Annotated in this window: 19 protein-coding genes; 13 read left to right on the forward strand and 6 right to left on the reverse strand. The window is 62.2% G+C overall.

Annotation, left to right across the window (positions count from 1 at the left end; translation table 11 throughout):
• Positions 1-79: 79 nt before the first annotated feature.
• The gene (locus JJC00_RS27275) at positions 80-1,702 is read left to right on the forward strand and encodes an inorganic phosphate transporter (RefSeq protein ID WP_200468940.1); all 1,623 of its coding nucleotides are present in this window, start codon (positions 80-82) and stop codon (positions 1,700-1,702) included.
• A gap of 74 nt (positions 1,703-1,776) precedes the next feature.
• Here the strand turns inward: JJC00_RS27275 and JJC00_RS27280 are convergent, their stop codons facing one another.
• Positions 1,777-2,949, reverse strand: coding sequence for a M20 aminoacylase family protein (locus JJC00_RS27280; RefSeq protein WP_200468941.1), 1,173 nt, complete (start codon positions 2,947-2,949; stop codon positions 1,777-1,779).
• A 174-nt stretch (positions 2,950-3,123) separates the two neighbouring features.
• Here JJC00_RS27280 and JJC00_RS27285 point away from each other — a divergent pair, with 174 nt between their 5' ends.
• The 6 genes from JJC00_RS27285 to JJC00_RS27310 all read left to right on the forward strand — a co-directional run bounded on the left by JJC00_RS27285 (position 3,124) and on the right by JJC00_RS27310 (position 8,561).
• Entirely contained in the window at positions 3,124-4,743 is a 1,620-nt protein-coding gene (locus tag JJC00_RS27285) for a GMC family oxidoreductase (protein ID WP_200468942.1), read from the forward strand.
• Between the two features lie 12 nt (positions 4,744-4,755).
• Positions 4,756-5,640: an alpha/beta fold hydrolase gene (locus tag JJC00_RS27290; protein WP_200468943.1), complete on the forward strand. Its 885-nt coding sequence runs from the start codon at positions 4,756-4,758 to the stop codon at positions 5,638-5,640.
• A gap of 172 nt (positions 5,641-5,812) precedes the next feature.
• Positions 5,813-6,757, forward strand: coding sequence for a metallophosphoesterase family protein (locus JJC00_RS27295; RefSeq protein ID WP_200468944.1), 945 nt, complete (start codon positions 5,813-5,815; stop codon positions 6,755-6,757).
• Between the two features lie 25 nt (positions 6,758-6,782).
• On the forward strand, positions 6,783-7,112 hold the full coding sequence (locus JJC00_RS27300; protein WP_200468945.1) for a cupredoxin domain-containing protein: 330 nt from the start codon (positions 6,783-6,785) through the stop codon (positions 7,110-7,112).
• Between the two features lie 139 nt (positions 7,113-7,251).
• The gene (locus JJC00_RS27305) at positions 7,252-7,800 is read left to right on the forward strand and encodes a sigma-70 family RNA polymerase sigma factor (RefSeq protein WP_200474258.1); all 549 of its coding nucleotides are present in this window, start codon (positions 7,252-7,254) and stop codon (positions 7,798-7,800) included.
• Complete coding sequence (locus tag JJC00_RS27310) at positions 7,797-8,561, forward strand: anti-sigma factor family protein (protein WP_200468946.1); 765 nt, start codon at positions 7,797-7,799, stop codon at positions 8,559-8,561. The genes JJC00_RS27305 and JJC00_RS27310 overlap by 4 nt, the downstream gene beginning before the upstream one ends.
• Before the next feature lie 113 nt (positions 8,562-8,674).
• Here the strand turns inward: JJC00_RS27310 and hpnO are convergent, their stop codons facing one another.
• Positions 8,675-10,066 (reverse strand): aminobacteriohopanetriol synthase HpnO, encoded by a 1,392-nt coding sequence (hpnO, locus tag JJC00_RS27315; RefSeq protein WP_200468947.1) that lies wholly within the window; start codon positions 10,064-10,066, stop codon positions 8,675-8,677.
• A gap of 142 nt (positions 10,067-10,208) precedes the next feature.
• Between hpnO and JJC00_RS27320 the strand changes: the two genes are divergently transcribed.
• Entirely contained in the window at positions 10,209-10,862 is a 654-nt protein-coding gene (locus JJC00_RS27320) for a DUF2147 domain-containing protein (RefSeq protein WP_200468948.1), read from the forward strand.
• On the opposite strand, the gene JJC00_RS27325 is transcribed toward JJC00_RS27320, so the two are convergent.
• Positions 10,830-13,418: an MMPL family transporter gene (locus tag JJC00_RS27325; protein ID WP_200468949.1), complete on the reverse strand. Its 2,589-nt coding sequence runs from the start codon at positions 13,416-13,418 to the stop codon at positions 10,830-10,832. The genes JJC00_RS27320 and JJC00_RS27325 overlap by 33 nt on opposite strands.
• A gap of 460 nt (positions 13,419-13,878) precedes the next feature.
• On the opposite strand from JJC00_RS27325, the gene ispH reads away from it, so the two are divergent.
• Positions 13,879-14,805 (forward strand): 4-hydroxy-3-methylbut-2-enyl diphosphate reductase, encoded by a 927-nt coding sequence (ispH, locus tag JJC00_RS27330; RefSeq protein WP_200468950.1) that lies wholly within the window; start codon positions 13,879-13,881, stop codon positions 14,803-14,805.
• A gap of 36 nt (positions 14,806-14,841) precedes the next feature.
• Positions 14,842-16,002 (forward strand): adenosyl-hopene transferase HpnH, encoded by a 1,161-nt coding sequence (gene hpnH, locus JJC00_RS27335; RefSeq protein ID WP_200468951.1) that lies wholly within the window; start codon positions 14,842-14,844, stop codon positions 16,000-16,002.
• A gap of 820 nt (positions 16,003-16,822) precedes the next feature.
• Here hpnH and JJC00_RS27340 read toward each other — a convergent pair.
• From JJC00_RS27340 to JJC00_RS27350, 3 genes are all read right to left on the reverse strand, one after another.
• Positions 16,823-17,311 (reverse strand): DUF4259 domain-containing protein, encoded by a 489-nt coding sequence (locus JJC00_RS27340; RefSeq protein ID WP_200468952.1) that lies wholly within the window; start codon positions 17,309-17,311, stop codon positions 16,823-16,825.
• Position 17,312: 1 nt separating this feature from the next.
• Entirely contained in the window at positions 17,313-17,750 is a 438-nt protein-coding gene (locus JJC00_RS27345) for a hypothetical protein (RefSeq protein ID WP_200468953.1), read from the reverse strand.
• A gap of 210 nt (positions 17,751-17,960) precedes the next feature.
• Positions 17,961-18,635 carry a transposase gene (locus JJC00_RS27350; RefSeq protein ID WP_200468954.1) on the reverse strand — a complete coding sequence of 225 codons (675 nt, stop codon included), beginning with the start codon at positions 18,633-18,635 and terminating at the stop codon, positions 17,961-17,963.
• A gap of 184 nt (positions 18,636-18,819) precedes the next feature.
• Between JJC00_RS27350 and JJC00_RS27355 the strand changes: the two genes are divergently transcribed.
• The 3 genes from JJC00_RS27355 (at position 18,820) to JJC00_RS27365 (ending at position 21,243) form a co-directional block, all read left to right on the forward strand.
• Entirely contained in the window at positions 18,820-19,932 is a 1,113-nt protein-coding gene (locus tag JJC00_RS27355) for an RHS repeat-associated core domain-containing protein (RefSeq protein ID WP_200468955.1), read from the forward strand.
• 116 nt (positions 19,933-20,048) lie between these two features.
• The gene (locus JJC00_RS27360) at positions 20,049-20,303 is read left to right on the forward strand and encodes a hypothetical protein (protein WP_200468956.1); all 255 of its coding nucleotides are present in this window, start codon (positions 20,049-20,051) and stop codon (positions 20,301-20,303) included.
• A 376-nt stretch (positions 20,304-20,679) separates the two neighbouring features.
• A complete protein-coding gene (locus JJC00_RS27365) occupies positions 20,680-21,243 on the forward strand; it encodes a tetratricopeptide repeat protein (RefSeq protein ID WP_200468957.1) in 564 nt (187 codons plus the stop codon).
• Positions 21,244-21,297 lie beyond the last annotated feature (54 nt).

Consider the following 21,297-nt stretch of genomic DNA (forward strand, 5'->3'; position numbering starts at 1 on the left):
TTCAACTGTCTGCCCGCTGCTTCAACTGCCTGTCACATGCCGCGCGCAAAATCGGGGCCTTGGGACAGGAGAATTTCCAATGAGTGACGTTGCTTTGCCAGGCTCCATCGAGCCGGCCTTGAGTAAGGGGCCAGACCTCAATCGCGGATTCCATCCGCTCACCGGCGTGATCTATATGGGGGTGATCGCCGCCGCACTGCTCTTCGTCGCCTACAGCATCTGGGTCGACGTCGACGCGGCCGGCGCGCAGGTCAAGAGCTTCGCTCCCTTCCTCCTGCTCTTCGTCGCGCTTCTGATCGCACTCGGCTTCGAGTTCGTGAACGGCTTCCACGACACCGCCAACGCGGTCGCGACCGTGATCTACACCCGCTCGCTGCCCGCCCACGTCGCCGTGGTGTGGTCCGGCATGTTCAACCTGTTCGGCGTGCTGCTGTCCTCCGGCGCAGTCGCGTTCGGCATTGTCTCGCTGCTGCCGGTCGAGCTGATCCTTCAGGTCGGCTCCAGCGCAGGCTTCGCGATGGTGTTCGCGCTGTTGATCTCCGCCATCATCTGGAACGTCGGCACCTGGTATTTCGGCCTGCCGGCCTCGAGCTCGCACACGCTGATCGGCTCGATCATGGGCGTCGGCATCATGAACGCGATCCTGCACGGCCGCAGCGGCACCTCGGGTGTCGACTGGTCCCAGGCCACCAACATCGGCAAGGCGCTGCTGCTGTCGCCGCTGTTCGGTTTCGCGCTTGCCGCCGGCCTGCTGCTGATCCTGCGCAGCGCGCTGCTGCGCGCCACGCCGGCTCTGTTCGGCGAGCCGAAGGGCGACCAGCCGCCGCCCCTGTGGATCCGCGGCATCCTGGTCCTCACCTGCACGCTGGTGAGCTTCTTCCACGGCTCCAATGACGGTCAGAAGGGCATGGGCCTGATCATGTTGATCCTGATCGGCACCGTGCCGACCGCCTACGCGCTCAACCGCGCGCTGCCGGAGAGCCAGATCGTCGCGTTCAGCCAGAACTCGGAGGCCGCGAGCAAGATCATCGAAGGCAAGGCCGCCGGCTACAGCGTGATCGGCAATCCGCGTCCCGCCGTGACCAACTATGTCGCGCAACACGAGGTCAACGGCGGCACGTTCCCGTCGCTTGCCGTGCTGGTGCGCGACATCGCCAAGCAGGTGACCACCTACGGCTCGCTCGCCAAGGTGCCGGCCGACCTCGTCGGCAACACCCGCAACGACATGTACCTCGTCTCGGAAGCGCTCCGCTTCCTGATGAAGGACAAGGAAGCCGAGCTCAGCGCCGCCGACGTCGCCGTGCTCAACGCCTACAAGGGTTCGCTCGACAGCGCCACGAAGTTCATCCCCGGCTGGGTGAAGATCGCGGTCGCCATCGCGCTTGGCCTCGGCACCATGGTCGGCTGGAAGCGCATCGTCGTCACGGTCGGCGAGAAGATCGGCAAGACGCACCTGACCTACGCGCAGGGCGCCTGCGCCGAGATCACTGCGGCCGCCACCATCGCCGCCGCCGACATCTACGGCCTGCCGGTCTCGACCACCCACGTGCTGTCGTCCGGCATCGCCGGCACCATGGCCGCCAACGGCTCCGGCCTGCAATGGTCGACGATCCGCAACATCGCCATGGCCTGGGTGCTGACCCTGCCGGCCGCGATGATCATCTCGGGTACGTTGTACTATCTGTTCTCTCACCTCTTCTGAGAGACCGCCGCTGACTAACGTCAAAGGGGCCCGTGCGATGCACGGGCCCCTTTCATTTCTGCCAGCGTCTTAGCTTACGACGCCGCGAGCTGTTCCTCGACCAGCTTGACCCAGTACGACGTGCCGAACACGATCGCCTCATCGTTGAAATTGTAGGCGGGGTGATGCAGGCCCGCGCTGTCACCGTTGCCGCAGAAGATGAACGCACCGGGGCGCGCTTCCAGCATGTAGGCAAAATCCTCGCCGCCCATCAGCGGCGACATCTCCAGCACATTGGCATCGCCCGCGACCTGCTTGGCAATGCGCGACGCCACCTCGGTCTCCGCGGCGTGGTTGTTCACCACGGGATAGTTGCGCTTGTAGTGCAAATCGATCTTCGCGCCGGTGATCTGCGCGACGCCCGCCACCACTTCACGCACACGCTTCTCGACCAGCTTGCGCACCTCCGGCGTCAGCGTGCGGATGGTGCCCCGCAGAACCGCGGTTTGCGGGATGACGTTGCGGGCGTTGCCGGCGTGGAATTCGCAGATCGAGATCACGGCGGATTCCAAGGGATCGACGCTGCGCGCGACGATCGACTGCAACGCGGTGATCAGCTGTGCACCGACCAGAACGGAATCGACGCATTTGTGCGGACGCGCGGCGTGGCCGCCGAGGCCCTCGATCATGAGGTCGACCTCGTCGGTCGCCGCCATGATCGGGCCGGGCCGGATCGCGAACGAGCCGATCGGAATGCCGGGGCCGTTGTGCATGCCGTAGACCTGCTCGATGCCGAAGCGCTCCATCATGCCGTCCTTGACCATGGCCGCGCCGCCGGCGCCGCCTTCTTCGGCCGGCTGGAAGATCACAACGGCGTCGCCGGCGAAGTTGCGGGTCTCGGCGAGATAGCGTGCGGCGCCGAGCAGCATCGCGGTGTGGCCGTCATGGCCGCAGGCGTGCATCTTGCCCGGAGTCTTGGAGGCGTAAGGCAGGTTGGTCTGCTCATCGACAGGCAGCGCGTCCATGTCGGCGCGCATGCCGATCACCTTGAGCCCCTCGCCGGCCGGCTTGTTGCCCTTGATCACGCCCACCACGCCGGTCTGGCCGATGCCGGTCACGACCTCGTCGCAGCCGAACTCGCGCAGGCGATCCGCGACGAATGCTGCGGTGCGGTGAACGTCATACAGCAGCTCGGGATGCTGGTGGATGTCCCGCCGCCAGGCCTGGATATCGGGTTGAAGGTCGGCGACGCGGTTCACGATGGGCATGGAAGGTCTCGAGCTTTGTTGAAAATGCAGACCTGTCTACCATGCAAGCACCAGTCCACCCAACTGGCAGGGATCGGGTCTGGCCCTGTCCGTGCGGCATGGCCGGACTTGTCCCGGTCGTCTCCGTCTGCCTATTAAGATGGAACGTTTAGAGACCATCCGGGTGGAAGCAGAATGCCGAGGCGGCTCGAAGGTGAGTTTGACTACATTGTCGTGGGCGCCGGCACGGCCGGCTGTGTCGTTGCCAACCGGCTGTCGGCCGAGCCCAAAAACCGCGTCCTCATTCTCGAGGCCGGCGGCGACGACAACTGGATCTGGTTCCACATCCCGGTCGGCTATCTCTTCGCGATCGGCAATCCGCGCTCGGACTGGATGTTCAAGACCGAGCCGGAGCCGGGCCTGAACGGCCGCGCGCTCGCCTATCCCCGCGGCAAGGTGATCGGCGGCTGTTCGGCGATCAACGCCATGATCTCGATGCGCGGCCAGGCCGCCGATTACGATCATTGGCGCCAGCTCGGCATGACCGGCTGGGGCTATGATGACGTGCTGCCGCTGTTCAGGCGGCTGGAGGATCATTTCCTGGGCGCGAGTGAGCATCACGGCGCCGGCGGCGGCTGGCGCATCGAGGCGCCGCGGCTGTCCTGGGACGTTCTCGATGCCGTCGGCGACGCCGCCGAGGAAATGGGCATCAAGCGCATCCCGGATTTCAACACCGGCGACAACGAAGGCACGAGCTACTTTCACGTCAACCAGAAGCGCGGCCGGCGCTGGTCGTCGGCGCGCGGCTTCCTCAAGCCGGCACTGAACCGGCCGAACCTGCGGCTCGAGAAGAACGTTCTGGTCGATCGTCTGATCATCGAGCGGGGCCGCGCCGTCGGTGTGCGCTTCATCCAGAACGGCGAGATCATCGAGGCGCGTGCCAGGCGCGAGGTGATCCTCTCGGCAGGCTCGATCGGCTCGGTGCAGGTGCTGCATCGCTCCGGTATCGGGCCCGCAGACTGGCTGTCGCCGCTCGGCATCGACATCGTGATGGACAAGCCCGGTGTCGGGCGCAACCTGCAGGACCATCTCCAGCAGCGCGCGATCTACAGGGTCGAGGGCGTGCGGACGCTGAATGAAACCTACTACAATCTGTTCCGCCGCGGCCTGATGGGCCTCGACTATGCCTTCCGCCGCCGTGGTCCGCTGACCATGGCGCCGTCGCAGCTCGGTATCTTCACGCGTTCCGATGCGACACGCGCACGCGCCAACATCCAGTTCCACGTGCAGCCGCTGTCGCTCGACAAATTCGGCGATCCCCTGCATCGCTTCCCTGCGATCACCGTGAGCGCCTGCAATCTCCAGCCGACCTCGCGCGGCACAGTGCGGCTGCGCTCGGCGACGCCCGATGAAAAGCCGATCATCGCGCCGAACTATCTGTCGACCGATGACGACCGCCAGGTCGGCGCCGACGCCATCCGCACCACCCGTCGCCTGATGCAGCAGAAGGCGCTCGCCAAATATCGCCCGAGCGAATATCTGCCCGGCCCCACCGTCGGCGACGACGATGCCTCGCTCGCAAAAGCCGCCGGCGATATCGGCACCACCATCTTCCATCCCGTCGGCACGGCGAAGATGGGCGCGGCGAATGATCCCATGGCCGTGGTCGACGAGCGCCTGCGCTTCTATGGCCTTAGTGGTCTTCGCATCGTCGATGCCTCGATCATGCCGACGATCACCTCGGGCAATACCAACACGCCGACCGCGATGATCGCCGAGAAGGGCGCGACGATGATCCTGGAGGATGCGAAGTAGCATCCAATCACCATGATCAGTCACCGCTTTTCCATCGGCCCCGCCGGCGCAGAGATCGCCATGTTGCAATGGGGCGAGAGCGGCAAGCCGCCCGCCCTGCTCGTGCACGGCACCGGCTTCGTCGCCGACGTCTGGGACGAGGTCGCGCGCGATCTCGCCTCGACCTACACCGTCTATGCGCTCGATCGCCGCGGCCATGGCGCAAGCCACAAGCCCCGCACCTATCACTTTGCGGACTATGCCGACGACATCTGCCGGGTTATCGACGCGCTGTGCTTGCGCGACGTCTACGGCATCGGTCACAGCGCGGGCGCGACCGATCTGTTGCTGGCAGCGAAGCTGCTCCCGGGATGCTTCACGCGGCTGTTCGTGATGGAGCCGACCGTGATGAACCCGCACGCGGCGCGCGATCCGTCCGTGGGACTGAGCGAACAATCGCTGTCCCGTGTGCAGGGCGCGCTGCGCCGGCAGGCGGAGTTCGACAGTCACGATGCCGCCTTCAAGCGCTACCGTGCCGCGCCCGCTTTTGCGGATTGGACCGAGGCTTCGCTCTGGGCTTATGTGCGGCACGGTTTTGCGCCACTCGACAATGGCCGGGTGCGGCTTTGCTGCACGCCTGAGATCGAGTCGGCGATGCTGCGTCCGATCTACGAAGCAATGGAGCAGGTTTACGTCGGCGACGCGCGTGGCAATCCCTTCGCCTGGTTTGGCGAAATCGCGTGCCCCGTGACGGTGACCACCGCCGAGACCTCGGGGCCGGTCTACAAGGAGATGGCCTCACGGGCCATGGCGCTCATCCCGCACGCCAGGGCCCTCGCCTTCGAAGGCGCCGGCCACTGTGTGGCGCAGGAAGCCCCAGCCCTTGTGCTGCGGGCAGTCCGGGAATTTTCGGCGTAGATCTCCGTTCATCTCCCTTGTCCCGGACGCACCGCAACAGATTGCGCGCTGCCGAACCGCATCCGGCGTGTGTGACCCCACCTCACGAAAACGTCATCGACCCCCGCGAATAAACCCGTCCCTCCCCCGATCACCTCCCCGAAGCCCAATTCCGGGCCAAAGGAGACGTGAGATGAGCGGACACGATCACGGGGACGACGGCGTCAACCGCCGCAAGGTGCTGGAATGCATGACATGGGCCGGCACCGGGGTGCTCTGGACCATCACGGGCGGCGTGCCGCGCTCGCTCGGCATCATCGATTCCGCGAAGGCAGCGACCGCCGCGACGCCCGGCATGACCTTCCTCCAGATCAGCGACAGCCATGTCGGCTTCGACAAGCCAGCCAACCCCAATGCGCTGGGCACGCTGGAGGAAGCCGTCAACAAGATCAATGCGATGCCGGTCAAGCCGTCCTTCATGATCCACACCGGCGACATCACCCATCTGTCCAAGGCGTCCGAGTTCGACAACGCAGATCGCATCATCTCGCAGTCCAAGCTGGACGTGCACTACGTGCCCGGCGAGCATGACTTCCTCGACGAAGAGGTGAAGTTCTATCGCGAACGCTACGGCCGCGGCACCAAGGGCGCGGGCTGGTACTCCTTCGACGCCGGCGGCGTGCACTTCGTCGGCCTCGTCAACGTCGTCGACCTCAAGGGCGGCGGCCTCGGCAATCTCGGCGCGGAGCAGCTCGCCTGGCTCGAGGACGACCTCCGCGGCAAGTCGAAATCCACCCCGGTCGTGCTGTTCGCCCACATCCCGCTCTGGACCGTCTACCCGCAATGGGGTTGGGGCACCGAGGACGGCGGCCGCGCGCTCGAATACGTCAAGGGTTTCGGCTCCGTCACCGTGCTGAACGGCCACATCCACCAGGTGATGCAGAAGGTCGAGGGCAACGTCACCTTCCACACCGCGCGCTCGACCGCCTTCCCGCAACCGGCGCCGGGCGCCGCGGCCTCGCCCGGACCGATGAAGGTCGAGGACGCCAAGCTCCGTTCGATGCTCGGGGTCGCCAGCATCAACTTCAAGCAGAACGAGCAGCGGCTCGCGATCATCGACACGCCACTACAGGGTTGATCCAGGGCTGAAACGGAAGCTGACAATGAAGAGACTCAATCGCCGCGACTTCGGGGTCGCTGTGGCCGCGGCCATCCTGCTGCCCGTCACAACCGCCCGTGCCGACGACACCAACCTGGAGATCCACATCGACAATTTCACCTTCCAGCCGGCCGAGCTCAGCATCAAAGTCGGCACGACCGTGACCTGGACCAACCGGGACGACATCCCCCACACCGTGGTGTCGGCCGGCAAGTTCAGGTCCAAGACCCTGGACACCGACGACAAGTTCACGTTCACCTTCACCAACGCGGGCGACTACAAGTATTTTTGTTCGTTGCACCCGCACATGACCGGGATGATCAAGGTTGAGTAACGTCTCCAACCAAGGCATCTCTGTCTTGCCCGGCCGGTGGTTCGACGCCGGCCGGGCTCGCGTGCCTTCGGTCCGGCCCAAAAACGACACGAAGCGCGCAACGACATACGAAATGCAGCAAGAGGCAAAGCGAGAGGCGATGCCCGTCAGCGACGATTTCCAGAAGGCGCAGCGGTTCCGCGAGGCGGCGCTCCCCTATCTCGACGACGTCTACACGCTCGCACGCTATCTGCTGCGCGACGCCGCCGACGCGGAGGACGCGGTGCAGGAATGCTATTTGCGCGCGCTGAAGCACTTCGACAGCTATCGCGGCCCGGCGATGAAACCGTGGCTGTTCGCGATCCTGCGCAACGTCTGCAACGCCGAATATGCCAGACGCGCACACTCGCACGCCGCGATCGAGGACACGCCCGGCGCCGCCGACCAGACGCCGATGTGGCAGGAGAACGAGGCGAGCCCGGAGACGGAAGTGCTGCGCAGCCGCGACGCCGGCGCCATTCGCAAGATGGTCGACGCGCTCGCGGAGCCGTTCAAGGAAACCTTCGTGCTGCGGGAGATCAACAACCTGTCCTATCGTGAAATTGCAGAGACCGTCGGTGCCCCCGTCGGCACCGTGATGTCCCGCCTCGCCCGCGCCCGCGCCATGCTGCGCGCGGCCTGGACGGCGGAAGAGGAGCATTCGAAATGACCTGCGACGAAGCAAAAATCCTGCTTCACGCGCTGCTCGACAACGAGCTCGATGCCGGCCATGCGCGCCAGGTCGAAGCGCATATCGCCGGCTGCCCGGCCTGCACGGCCGAGTTCGCGGCACAGCGCGAGATGAAGCGCGTGCTGGCCGATACCAAGCTGCGCTACAGCGCGCCGGCGACCTTGCGCGCCCGTATCGAGGCGTCGATGCCGCAGGCGCGGCCGCAGCCGAGCCGGCGTTCCGTGCTGCGCGGTTTCGCGATGGGTTCGGCGGTCTCGGCTCTCGCCGCCTCCGGCGTCGTCGCCGTCGTGCTGCGCCAGGACGACCAGCAGCGCATCCTCTCGGAGGTCGTCTCCGCGCATCTGCGCTCGCTCCAGGCCGGCCACCTCATCGACGTCGTCTCGACCGACCAGCACACGGTCAAGCCCTGGTTCAACGGCAAGCTCGACGTCGCCCCGCCCGTGATCGACCTCACCGCGCAAGGTTTTACGCTGGTCGGCGGCCGGCTCGACTATGTCGATGCCCGCGCCATCGGTGCCGTCGTCTACCGGCGGCGGCAGCACATCATCAACCTGTTCGTGTCGCAGACCGCGAGCACCGAGCATCGGCCGCCGAAGACGCAGACCATGCAGGGCTTCAACTGCCGCCGCTGGGGCGAACGCGGCCTGAATTTCTGGGCCGTCAGCGATATCGGCGGCGACGAGCTCACCGAATTCGTCGACAAGTTCGAGGCGGCGATGAAGGCGAATGTCGAGGGGTAGCGGCATCCACCGTCATTGCGAGCGAAGCGAAGCAATCCAGACTGTATCCGCGGAGGGATACTGGATTGCTTCGCTTCGCTCGCAATGACGATTGCTGAGATAGATCGGCGAACTTACGCCGACCGCCGCACCGCGTTGTCCACCAGCGTCTTGCCGAGCGACCAGATCGCACCGGGGACCTTGTGGCTGCCGGCGATGACGTCGTCGAAGGCGCGCTCGATCCAGCCGCAGTCTTCTTCGGTGATGGTGAGCGGCGGAAGCAGCTTGATGGTATGGCTGCCGTGACCGGCGACCTGCGTCAGGATCTTGTGATCCTTGAACAGCGGCACGGTGATGAGCTGGCAGAACAGGCCCTTGTTGGCAGCTTCCAGCACGTTCCAGGACGCCCGCAGCCGCAGCGATTTCGGCGGGCCGAACTCGATGCCGATCATCAGCCCCTTGCCTCGCACTTCCTTCAGCAGCTCGTAGCCGGGCACCATGCGGGTGAGCGCGAGGCGAAGCTCGGCGCCGCGCTTGGCGGCGGACTCGATCAGCTTCTCCGATTCCATCACGTCGAGCGTGGCAATGCCCGCGGCCATCGCGAGATCGTTCTTGGAGAAGGTCGAACCGTGCACCACGGCGCGGTCCATCTGGTTGAAGATCTTGTCGAAGATGCTCTTGCGCGTCAGCACGGCGCCGACCGGCACATGGCCGCCCGAGAGTGATTTCGACAGCAGCACCATGTCGGGCTCGACGTTCCAGTGCTCGACCGCGAGGAAGCGGCCGGTGCGGCCCATGCCGGTCTGGATCTCGTCGGCGACGAACAGCGTGCCGTACTTCTTGCAGAGCGCCGCCGCGCCCGGCAGGAACTCGTCGGAGGGCATGTTGACGCCCTTGCCCTGGATCGGCTCGACCACGAAGGCCGCAACCTCACGCGAGGCCAGCGCCTTTTCGAGCGCGGCGAGATCGTTGAATGGAACCGGGGTGCATCCCGGCAGCAGCGGCTCGAAGCCAGTGCGGAAGTTCGAATCACCGGTCAGCGACAGCGCGCCATAAGTCAGGCCGTGATAGCCGTGGGCGCAATAGACGATGCCGGGGCGGCCGGTGGCGCCGCGCGCGAACTTGATCGCCGCCTCGACGCATTCGGCGCCGGAATTGGCGAAGAACACCTTGTCGAGATAGGGAACATATTTCAGGAGACGCTCGGCGAGCACGCCGGCCAGCACCGAGACGTCGAACTGAACGAGATTGGGCAGATCGGCGTCGAGCACGCTTTTCAGCGCATCGCGCATTACCGGATGGTTGCGCCCGATTGCGAACACGCCAAAGCCGGACAGGAGATCGAGATAGCGCGCCCCCTCGCGGTCGTAGAGATACTGCCCCTGCCCCTTCTGGAAGCCGACATCGTAGCCGATCGTCTTCAGAACCCGAACGAACTGCTCGTTCAGATACCGATTATGCAGGGCGCTGCGCTGGGCCTGACGGTCCGCGAACAACTGGGACATGTCTGGATTTGGACTGTTCATCCGCTACATACTTCGGTTGAGGGCCGCTTCGTCAACTGAAAACGGTCAGCAAACGGAAAAGGGTCTGTGCGGCCTTTTGCCCTTTTTCGGACCATCTTCGCAAGCACAGCTTTAAACCATGTTGCACTGCCAAGGAACACTCATGCGTTTGGCCATTTACACCGGAATAATACTGGCGGGCGGTTACGCCGGCCTGACACCGGCGCTCGCCGCCGATCCCACCGGCGACTGGCGGGTCGCCGATGGCGTTGCCAATATCCGCGTCGCCCAATGCAACGGCGGCATGTGGGGCGCGGTTTCCTGGGAAAAGCAGCCCGGAGGCCGCGACGAGAATAACCCGGATGTCTCAAAAAAGAACAGGCCGACGCTGGGCATGGCGACCCTGATCAACATGAAGAAGACGGCCGGCGCCGAGCAGTGGGAAGGCCAAGTCTACAACGCGAAGGATGGTCAGATGTATAGTGCGACCATCACGCCTGTCGGCACCGACCAGCTCGAGATCAAGGGCTGCGTGCTGGGCTTCCTGTGCGGCGGCGAGACCTGGACCCGGGTTGGCCCGCCGATTCCTTTGAGCTCTTCTAATGCGATGGCCAACAGTGCGATGGCCAAGGGCGCACCGAAAACCACAGGCGCGGCGCCAAAAGCCGCAACCACGCCACCTGCTGCAGCGCCAGCGCCCGCTACCCCGGCACCGAAGAACGCTGCCGCCGCCGGCAAGCCTGGCCAGAAGAGCGCAACCGCCGATCCCGTCGGCGACATCTGCCTACTCCCTGAGATTGCGGGGTTTGCCCATTAGGGCCGGCTGAAACAACAGCACTGCGGCAAGCGTCGTCACCAGAGACAGTGCGAGCAGCTTGCCCATGCTGGACGTGCCTGGATGGCTCGACAGCCACAGGCTGCCGAACGCAGTCGCCGTCGTCAGTGCGCTGAAAAAGATCGCGCGCGTCAGGCTGGTCTGAAGCAGGTTTGTCCTGCCGGACCGCCACGCCACGACATAATAGATCTTGAACGCAACGCCCACGCCGAGCAGCAACGGGAACGCGACGATGTTGGCGAAGTTGAGCGGCAGGCCGATCAACACGCAGATCTCGAGCGTCACCGCGCCCGCAACCAGAAGCGGCACCAGCGTCATCAGCACGTCGACGATGCGGCGCAGCGTGATCCACAGCAACAGGCCGATCACCAGCAGCGCGTAGATGCCGGCATGGATGAACGCCCTCACCACGGTGTCGCCCGACTTGAGGATCGAGACCGGCCCGCCGATCGCGGTCGGCTCGGCCTCGAGCACGGCTGCAGCGAATTTGCGCAGCGTATCGTTGTCGTTGGGATCGCCCTTCGGCTGCGCCTCGACGCGGATGATTCCGTCCTTGCTCTTCCAGGCGTTGACGAGATCGGGCGGCAGTGACTTCAGGGTGACCGGCTCGGCCTGCATTGCGTTCCTGAGCTGGTCGAACACGATCTTCATCGGTGTGACGAATACGTCCTGCGCCTTGTTGCGGGTCGGCTCATCCGAATTGGCGAGCTTCTCGAGCGCGTCCGCGAGCCGCCGCGAGGCGACCGCGCCTGGGCCTTTGGCGTCACCAGCGGTCCGGCGCAGATTGTCGGCTGAGGATTTCAGCGCCTCGACGTTTTCCTGATCCGACGGCGCCGCGTCGACCTGGTCAGGGTTGAGCGCGGGGTTCAGTATCTTGGCACCCTGCGCGATCAGCTTCAGCTTCGGCTGCTGGTCTTCCGGCACGAAGCTGTCGAGCGACATCACGCGCAACACTTGAGGTACTTTCTCCAGCTTCGCTTCGACCTGCTTGGCCTGCTCTTCCGACGTGGTCATCACGTTGACGGCGTTGGCGCCAGTGTTGGGATCCTTTCGCAGGTCGAGGAAGGTCGCGATCGATTCCGCCTTCGGGTTGCGCAGGTTCATCGGGTTGAAGTCGAACTTCAGGAAGTAGAGAAGCGGCAGGCCGGCGAGCGCCAGCACCAACGTGCCGCCCACGACCAATACACGGTGCTTCTCCAGGAAGTAATCGAGCGGCGCCAGGAAGGCATAGCCGACCGGCTCCATCTCACCGGGCGGATTCAGCAGCTTCAGCATCGCGGGCAGCACGGTGATACTGGAGACGAACGCCACCAGCATGCCGACGCCGGCGATCTGGCCGAGCTCGGAGATGCCCTTGTAGTCGGTCGGCAGGAAACAGAGGAAGCCGGCGGCGGTCGCCATTGCCGCCAGCGACAGCGGCACCGCCGAGCGCTTCGCCGCGAGCACCAGCGCGCCGGTCAGATCATTGTGCTTGTAGCGCTCCGAGCGATAGCGAACGCTGTACTGGATGCCGAAATCGACGCCAAGACCGACGAACAGCACTGCGAAGGCGATCGACAGCAAATTGAAAGAGCCGACCATCATCAGGCCCGCCGCGGTCGTCAGCGCGAGGCCGACGAAGAGATTGACGAACACCGCGAAGATGATCTTCGAAGAGTGCAGCGCGAGCCACAGGATCAGGAGCACGACGAGCACCGTGCCGACGCCGTTGACGATAGCGCCTTCCTGGACGGTGGCGTATTCCTCGTTGGCGATCGGGACCGGACCTGTCAGCCGTACTCGCGCCTGATATTTTGTCGCAAAATCGAGATCGACCGCTGCCTTGCGGATCGCGTCGGTTGCGCCCTTGCCGGGCTCCAGCGCGTTGTAGTCAAGGATCGGCTTGAACTCGATGAAGGCACGCTTGTCCGAATCCTCCAGCGGCTTGTCGCTGACGAGCTCGCGCCAGGAGAAGATCGCATTGCCCTTGTTGAGCACGGTCTCGACCGTCTCTGCGATCTGGTTGAACGGCCGCTCTGTGCTGTCGAGCTTGACCTGGCCGCGCTTGACACCGGCGAGCCCCGTCTCCAGTGCGCCGGTCAGGCCGCGGATCGACGGATCGCCGGCCATGATCTCGATCAGGGGCGCTGCGGATTCGAACTGGCTCGTGATCTTGCCGACTTCCTCGGTCGGCAGGAACAACAGACCGTTCTTCTCGAAGAACTCACCGGTGCCGAGCTGCTGCATCGACTGGAATTCGGTCTTGTTGTCCTTCAGCTTGGCAAACAGCGCGTCCGCGGCCGCGGTCGCCATCTCAGGCGTCCTGGCCTCGACCACCGCGAGAATCGTCGCGTCGCGGTCGAAGGCCTTGTCGAATTGCTGGTCGCGCTGGCGCCAGTCGAGGTTCTGGGCAATCAGCGAATTGATGTCGGTGTTGATGGCGAAGTGGTGGGACGTGTAATAGCCCGCCCCCACCGCCAGCAGGAGCCCGAGAACGACGACGAGGGAGGCAAACCGGGTACAGGCCCTGACGATGGCAACGACTACGCTCTGCAGCACTTCTTTTCTTTCTAGTGTTAACAGCCTGCCGGAAACGCCCGCTGTTTATCGGAGTTCCCGAGCGAAACCTATTGCTGTTTTGAGTGGCTCTCGCGGGAACCAGGTTCGAAGTAAACGCCGGGAGACCATGGCGAAATCATGCGAAGAGGGCGGTATAGCCGTCGAGTTGAGGCGGTAAAGTGACGAAGGGGTGAGCGCAAAGTCGTCGTCTTGCTTAGACGAAATGAAGTATTATAATACCTGAAATTGACCCGACCGGGAACCCGCGACTTGTTCCGCCTTTTCTTTTCGCCGATTTTTTGACACAAAGTGCTGTGCCTGCATGCGCCGGGGTTCCAGATGGGGTGGGCGGTTACCGCGATCGAGAGACCAGTGGTGCGGATATTGCAGCATTGGCCCGTATCAAGGTGCCGCCTGGGACAATTGAGCGGATTGGTGCAATTTGCGTGATGGGCGTCCAATGGAAGTTTATCTAGCGCAGCCGCGCGGCTTTTGTGCGGGCGTGGTGCGCGCGATCGAGATCGTGGAGCGGGCCCTGGAGAAATACGGCCCGCCCGTCTACGTGCGCCATGAGATCGTGCACAACAAATACGTCGTCGAGAGCCTGAGGGACAAAGGCGCGATCTTCGTCGAGGAACTGTCCGAAGTCCCACCGAAAGCTGTCACCGTTTTCAGTGCCCATGGCGTCGCCCGCAGCGTTGAGGAAGAAGCCGCCGCGCGGGATCTTCCAGTGCTGAATGCCACCTGCCCCCTGGTCACGAAAGTTCACAATCAGGGGAAGCGCTACATCACCAAGGGCCGCACCCTGATCCTGATCGGCCATGCCGGCCACCCTGAGGTCGAGGGCACGATGGGCCAGGTTCCCGGGCCCGTTCTGCTGGTCCAGAGCGCTGAAGAAGCCAAGGCCTTGGCGCTGCCGGCGGATACGCCAGTGGCCTACATCACCCAGACCACGCTGTCGGTCGACGACACCAGGGACATTATCGGGGCTCTTCAAGCCAAATTTACAGATATTCAAGGCCCAGACATCCGGGATATCTGCTATGCGACACAGAACCGCCAATCTGCGGTAAGGGAACTGAGCAAGCTGGTCGACGTGATCTTGGTGGTGGGCGCTACCAATAGCTCGAACTCGAATCGGCTCCGCGAAATCGGCACTGAGGCCGGGGTCGCGAGTTATCTGATCGCCGATGGCCGCGAGCTCAATCCGGAGTGGTTGAAAGGTGCCAGGACCGTCGGCCTAACGGCCGGCGCCTCGGCGCCCGAGGTGCTGGTGGATGACGTGATCGAAGCGCTGCGGCGGATCGGACCGGTGACGGTCTCGGTGCTCCCGGGCCGCGAGGAAAACATCGAATTCAGGCTTCCGGCCCAACTGGCTGCAAGCTGACCCTACCCGAATTTCAAGCCCAGAAAGAAACGTGTAATGGCTATCCCCTTCTTCAAGGAAATGCGTATCGGCGGCTATTTGCTCAAGCAGAAACTGCTTGGCCGCAAACGCTATCCGCTCGTGCTGATGCTGGAGCCGCTGTTCCGCTGCAATCTCGCCTGCGTCGGCTGCGGCAAGATCGATTATCCGGATGCGATCCTCAACCGCCGCATGACCGCACAGGAGTGCTGGGACGCGGCCGACGAGTGCGGCGCGCCGATGGTGGCGATTCCCGGCGGCGAGCCGCTGATCCACAAGGAGATCGGCGAGATCGTGCGCGGCCTCGTCGCGCGCAAGAAGTTCGTCTCGCTCTGCACCAACGCGCTGCTGCTCGAGAAGAAGCTCGACCTGTTCGAGCCCTCGCCCTACCTGTTCTTCTCGGTGCATCTCGACGGCCTGAAGGACCATCACGACAAGGCCGTGTCGCAGAAGGGCGTGTTCGACCGCGCCGTGTCCGCGATCAAGGCGGCGAAGGCGCGCGGCTTCACCGTCAACGTCAACGCCACCATCTTCGACGGCCATCCGGCCGAGGAGATCGCAAAATTCCTCGACCTCACCGTCGAGCTCGGTGTCGGCGTGTCGATGTCGCCCGGCTACGCCTATGAGCGCGCGCCGGACCAGGAGCACTTCCTCAACCGCACCAAGACCAAGAAGCTGTTCCGCGACGTCTTTGCGATGGGCAAGGGCAAGAAGTGGAATTTCATGCATTCCGGCCTGTTCCTCGACTTCCTCGCCGGCAACCAGGAATACGAGTGCACGCCGTGGGGCATGCCCGCGCGCAACATCTTCGGCTGGCAGAAGCCCTGCTACCTGCTCGGTGAAGGCTACGCAAAGACCTTCAAGGAGCTGATGGACACCACCGACTGGGAGACCTACGGCACCGGCAAGTACGAGAAGTGCGCCGACTGTATGGCCCATTGCGGCTACGAGCCGACGGCCGCGACCGCCGCTCTCAACAACCCGATCAAGGCGATGTGGGTGTCGCTGCGCGGCATCAGGACCTCGGGCCCGATGGCGCCGGAGATCGACATGTCGAAGCAGCGCCCGGCGCAGTACATCTTCTCCGCGGAAGTGCAGAAGCGCCTGTCGGAGATTCGCAAGGACGAGGCCCTCGCCGCCCAGGAGAAGGCGGCACGGAAGGCCTCGACTGCGGCGTAAGCGCGGACGACACCCTGAACAAGAAGGCCCGGCCGCCGTTGGCGACCGGGCCTTTTCATTTGCCTAACTCAAGCTTAACGAGAATCCAGGGACAAGGCACGCGGCCCGCATCCACTCCTCTCTTTTCTTTGCAGGACGAGGCCGGCTCGCCCCTCCAGCAAAAAAGTGAAAAACAACCCCATGCACAGTAGAAACGCGCCGACCGAACGGCACCACGCCGTACGGCTAAGCCATTGCGGCATCGCGCAGATCAGCGACAAACGGACAACGGGACGGCGATTCCGCAGCGCTGCACCGCGATTCGAGGCGCGCCGTCAATTCGAGCGCAATCGAAGGTCGGCCTCAATTTCGTATTTCACGAATTCCATTTGACGCGTCGGGCAAAACAGTGGCACTATGCCATCATCGAAAGTGGCACCGGCCAGCCCGTAGGCGACGCGCGCAATCCCTGCTTTCTCGAAAACCAACTTGCAGGCGAGCAGTACGATCGACGAATCGAGAGCCTGTCACAGCAATTATCGTGTCTCACTTGAGGGTGCAGTCCAGCGCAGCACTGTCACCGTAATTCCGTAATTCGACGACGGGCTGGCCCACTCCACGCCCAGCGCATAAGACATCCGCGCGCTCGCTTCCGGAAGCATCCGGCCCGTGGATGCACAGGTGCGAGTTCTGCAAACCTCTGCTTTCTTCTGCAAATCTCGACAAAATTACGCAGAACACTGCAGGGATTTGCATGCTGGAGGCCACTTCGCGACAGAGCATTGCGAAGCGTTTTGTTGCGAACTGTTGCAGTTTGTTGCGCGAAGCGCCGGTTTCTCCGTCACCGGCTGATAAGCCGCGCCTTGAGATTCGTCACACTCATCTGCCAATCCTGTAAATTCTTTGCGCCGCCTTCTTGCATCAGCTCTTGCGTCCCCGAGTCCTTAACGACCCGATCGACGGTTCTGACCGCCAACTGTATGAGGTCTCGATTTGCATCCTTTGAATGGAGCGCCGCCCATTCTTTGCATGGAGCAGGTAGATAACGTGACGGACTTCCCATCATCGCCGCAACCATTTCGGCGGCTGCCAAAGCGCGCGAAGCTCTCTCATCGTTGACAGGCGATACAGGGGTTAAAGCGGCGTCGAGAGCACTACGGATCAATTCCACACTGCCGTTAGGAACAATCTGGCCCAAGAGATCAGATGCATCATCGTTGGCAAGCGTATCAGCGGCCCAGCCACCGGCTGAGGCTGGGTCAGAGCATAGAATAACGGCACAGAAAGCAATCGGCACGGCAAAGCCGCTGAGCCACTTAGGCCTGGCCATACTATGCGGCTTCATAGTCGGAAATCAGTTCTTCTAGCAACTTGCGCTCTTCAGGAGTCTTTTCAGTTGGATCGTGCAGAACGTTGAGGACGAGATAATACTCGGTTTCGTTTTTTATCTGGCCTCGCTTCATGATCTTTGCGTAGCTTTTCGAATATCGCCTCCGCAATTCAGAGAGTGTGATAATGCCGCGACTTCGAAGCTGGGAGTCTAATTTCTCAACCTCCGCATGGTCAAAATGTAACGACATTTCCACGCAATCATTGATCGCTTGGCGGAGCCCATTGAAGGCCAACTTCATGCTCTTTTTCTCTAACGCTTCAAGGCTGGCTATGGGCTGTTTGTTCGGCGGCAAACCCTCAGCCTTGAGAAATCGCTCAGCATAAAATGAAAGAAACTCTTTCATCTTAGCATATTCCAATTCAGGTTCGTCTTGCATCCCAATCATCCGTCACTGCCCACGAGCCCCAGGCGAGTTGTCTGGCAAAGCTCCAAATAGGTTGATTGATTGTTGGATGTAGTACGATCTGAGCGGGTTTATATTCGATATGCCGTTGATCATGTTTCTTGATGTCCCACCCATGCTCTGCGCGCCGCCATGGAAGTCGATCAATTGTTGTTCTCGGGATTACGGTGACAGTGCACTTTATTATTCGCCATCACCGTCGCTCCGAGGCTTCGGTCCGCGTTTGGCCAGTCTCAGAGGTCGTCCCGCCAGTCGCTCGAGACGTGCCATGAAGCGATTGTTGCCGAGCGGCCGGCCGATGCTCTCCGCGGCGCGCAGGGATGCGAACAGATCGTCCTCCGGCGCGCTGTCGAGCAAATCGGCGAAACGCGGGAAGCGGTCCCTGATCGGCGCCAGCGCAGTTACCCCGTCGTCCTTGCCGCGCAAATGCGCGCGCGTGCTCGACCATCGCCAGTCCTGCGCCCGCGCGACGAGCCGGGCACGCACCGGATTGAGCGACACGTAGCGCAACGCCGCCGCGAGATGGTCTTCGTCCATGGCGACCGCGCCGAACCGGCCCTGCCAGAAATGCCCGGTGCGTTTGCGCCGCGCCTGGAGCGTGCCGGCATAGGACCGATGCACCCGCGCGAGTGCGCGGCGCAGCCCGTCCGCGTCGGACGGCACCAGGATGAGATGCACATGGTTCGGCATAAGGCACCACGCCCACACCTCGACCCCGGCCGCCCTGCAATTGGCTGCCAGCAGATCGCGATAGAGCGCATAGTCGCCATCCTCGAAGAACGTGCGGGCCCGGCCATTGCCACGCTGGGTGACATGGTGGGGATGACCGGGGATGACGACACGGGCAAGACGAGCCATGCCGCAGCATGACCGCGAAAGCGCGTGGTGTCAATTTAGTGCACTGTCACCGTAATACGCAGAGACGTTTGGCTATGATCCGATAGGCCGTCTGGCCATCCATACGAGCGATCTCGGCACATTCACGCTGAGCTATCTCGGGCAGACCGGCCAGATTACGCAGCGCCAATTGACTAATTCGACTATGTCGACGGTCTGGAGCTATCTGCCAAATAGCGGAGACCGGCGTCTCGCAAGTATCAGCAATGTCGGACTTTCGTCCGGACAGTTCTCGACGTATGGCTACTCCACGACCCCTGAGAACTTGATCAGTGCAATCAGCGAGACCAGCGAGAGCGGGACCGTCTATCCAAGTACGTTGACACAGACGGCGAGCTACAACAATCTCAATCAGCTCACCAATCTCTCTGGGCAAGCGCTGACGTTCGACGCTAACGGCAACCTCCTAGCAGACGGACAGCGCAATTATATTTGGGATGCCGAGAATCGCCTGATCAGGATCACCTATCCGGGACAGTCGGGCAAGCAAACCGAGCTCGCCTATGATGGATTGAGTCGGCGCACAGCCATATCGAGCACGCCCTTGAGCGGCGTCGCGACGACGACCTCATATTTGTGGTGTGGGAGCAGCATCTGTCAGGCACCAAGCAATGTCCCCACACGCGCTTACTACGCGGAGGGCGAGTTCCTTCCGGGTTCCTCGGCTCAATCCTACTACTATGGACCTGACCAGATCGGATCAACTCGACGCGTCTTTGCCACTACAGCGAGCGCGCCAGCCTTTGGATATGACCCTTATGGCCGCACCCTACAGGGTACAACGCCGCTCACTGACTTCAATTTCGCTGGCATGTTCTACAATGCGGATAGTGGTCTCTATCTCACGCAGTATCGCGCCTACGATCCGGTTGCCGGGCGATGGTTATCGCGCGATCCCATCGGCGAGTCGAGCGATGCGGTTGCGAATCTCTATAGCTATGCCGGTGGGAATCCGGTGAATGATGTAGACCTAGATGGTCTAGCGCCAAAGGACAAAACTTTTGGTTTGCCTCCTGATTTTTGGAAATGGTATCATCGCAAGTGGAAGAGACCGGGGGATCCTGACATGGAGACCCCGGAAGATACGAAAGAGCCCTATGAGGAGTGGTGCAGACAAGGTCGCCCGGGGCCCGACAATAAGGGTGGACGGGGGTTCAGATTTGCCCCGCCTCCTATAATTCCGATGCCCGGACCGCGGCCGGGTACGCCTCCAGGGGGTGGTGGTCCCTTGATGCCCATCCCGATGCCTGTCTTTTAGGGGGATCAATGCTTTGTGTTCTGCAAATTAAGGGCACTTCCCTCAAGGCGGGGATCTCCACGCGCTTTGCGAACTCTTTTTACCGAGCGGACGTGTCAGACGATGGAGATGAACTATTGTTCTATGATGTCGCCAGCGCGACAAGCAGCACTGAGCTCGCGGAACAAATAAAACAGTTTATAGCCCAAAACAAAGACGGGCTCATCGGCGCACTTGAGTGCCGGGAACAAGTACAGCTGATGAATCTTGATGTTGGGATCTTTATGGATGAGGTTCTATCAAGAACCGCCGCCTTCGACAGAGAGCTTATTGCAATGCTCGCAGAGTTCGGGATATCCGTTTCGATCTCGGCCTATCAGAGCAGGCCGTAGTCCACTGAAGCTCAAGGATTGCGTCGACGTGATGTCGACTGAGGGCAGCTCTGATAGCGACGCGAAAAATTCGCCTGACCTCAGGTTCAAGATCAGTCACTCTTCATTGGTCATAACCCGCATATGAGCTTATCAGCCGGATTGGGCGCAGCCGGTTGAACCCTCGCTGAGCGCCAGCGCCACTTCTATCAAGCGGAATCAATAGCAGCTGCCGACTAAGAAATTGCGAGAGGGTTCGCAGCCTCCTCAGTATCACCGCGCAGTCCACCGCGCGTCACCGTAATTACCACCATAATTACATCGCCACCGGTGCCGTAACTTCGTTCTCTACGGGGCAGCTGTGATGGTAACATTGAGTGCGCTGCGGGCGCATCCCTTGGCGCCAATCTTCGTCCTCATCCTGGGCAAGGCGAGGAACATGGTGAAACTATCGCTTGAACAAGAATATCGCTCGCAAGGAGAATATCGTCGGCGCGCCGCTTTGGGCGACACGGAAGCCTTGTTCCATCTGGCTTGGGATTATTTCAAAGGGCGGTTGGTTTCGAAAGACGTCCCAATGGCCATGGCATTGCTTCGTCAGTTGGAAGAGAAGTCGCCTGAGTGGGCACGCTTTAACATCGCGAAAATGAAATATCTTGAGGGGGATGCATCCTTAAGAGACGACATCAAGGCCGATTGCGACGCCGGGTATGGCCCTGCGCTTTATCTGATGGCGGCGGATTTGGCCAGGAACGGAGGCGAGATAAACAAGAGCGAAGCCCTTCGCTACTTTCGGGCAGCGGCGCAAAGTGGTCACATACCATCCAAGGTTTTGTCATGGAGGCTTTCCGAACTCGGCTTCTGGCGACGTTTTGCAACAGTATTCCCGATATTGTGGACGGCGCTTCGGTTCGTTGCGATCAGCATGCGCAATTTGAATGATGTGCGTGTGGTGACGTAACAGGAGTGGCTGACGATTCGGCGCGGCGGATAGGAACCACCATTACGGTGACCG

This window comes from Bradyrhizobium diazoefficiens (genome assembly GCF_016616885.1).
Taxonomy (GTDB): domain Bacteria; phylum Pseudomonadota; class Alphaproteobacteria; order Rhizobiales; family Xanthobacteraceae; genus Bradyrhizobium; species Bradyrhizobium diazoefficiens_F.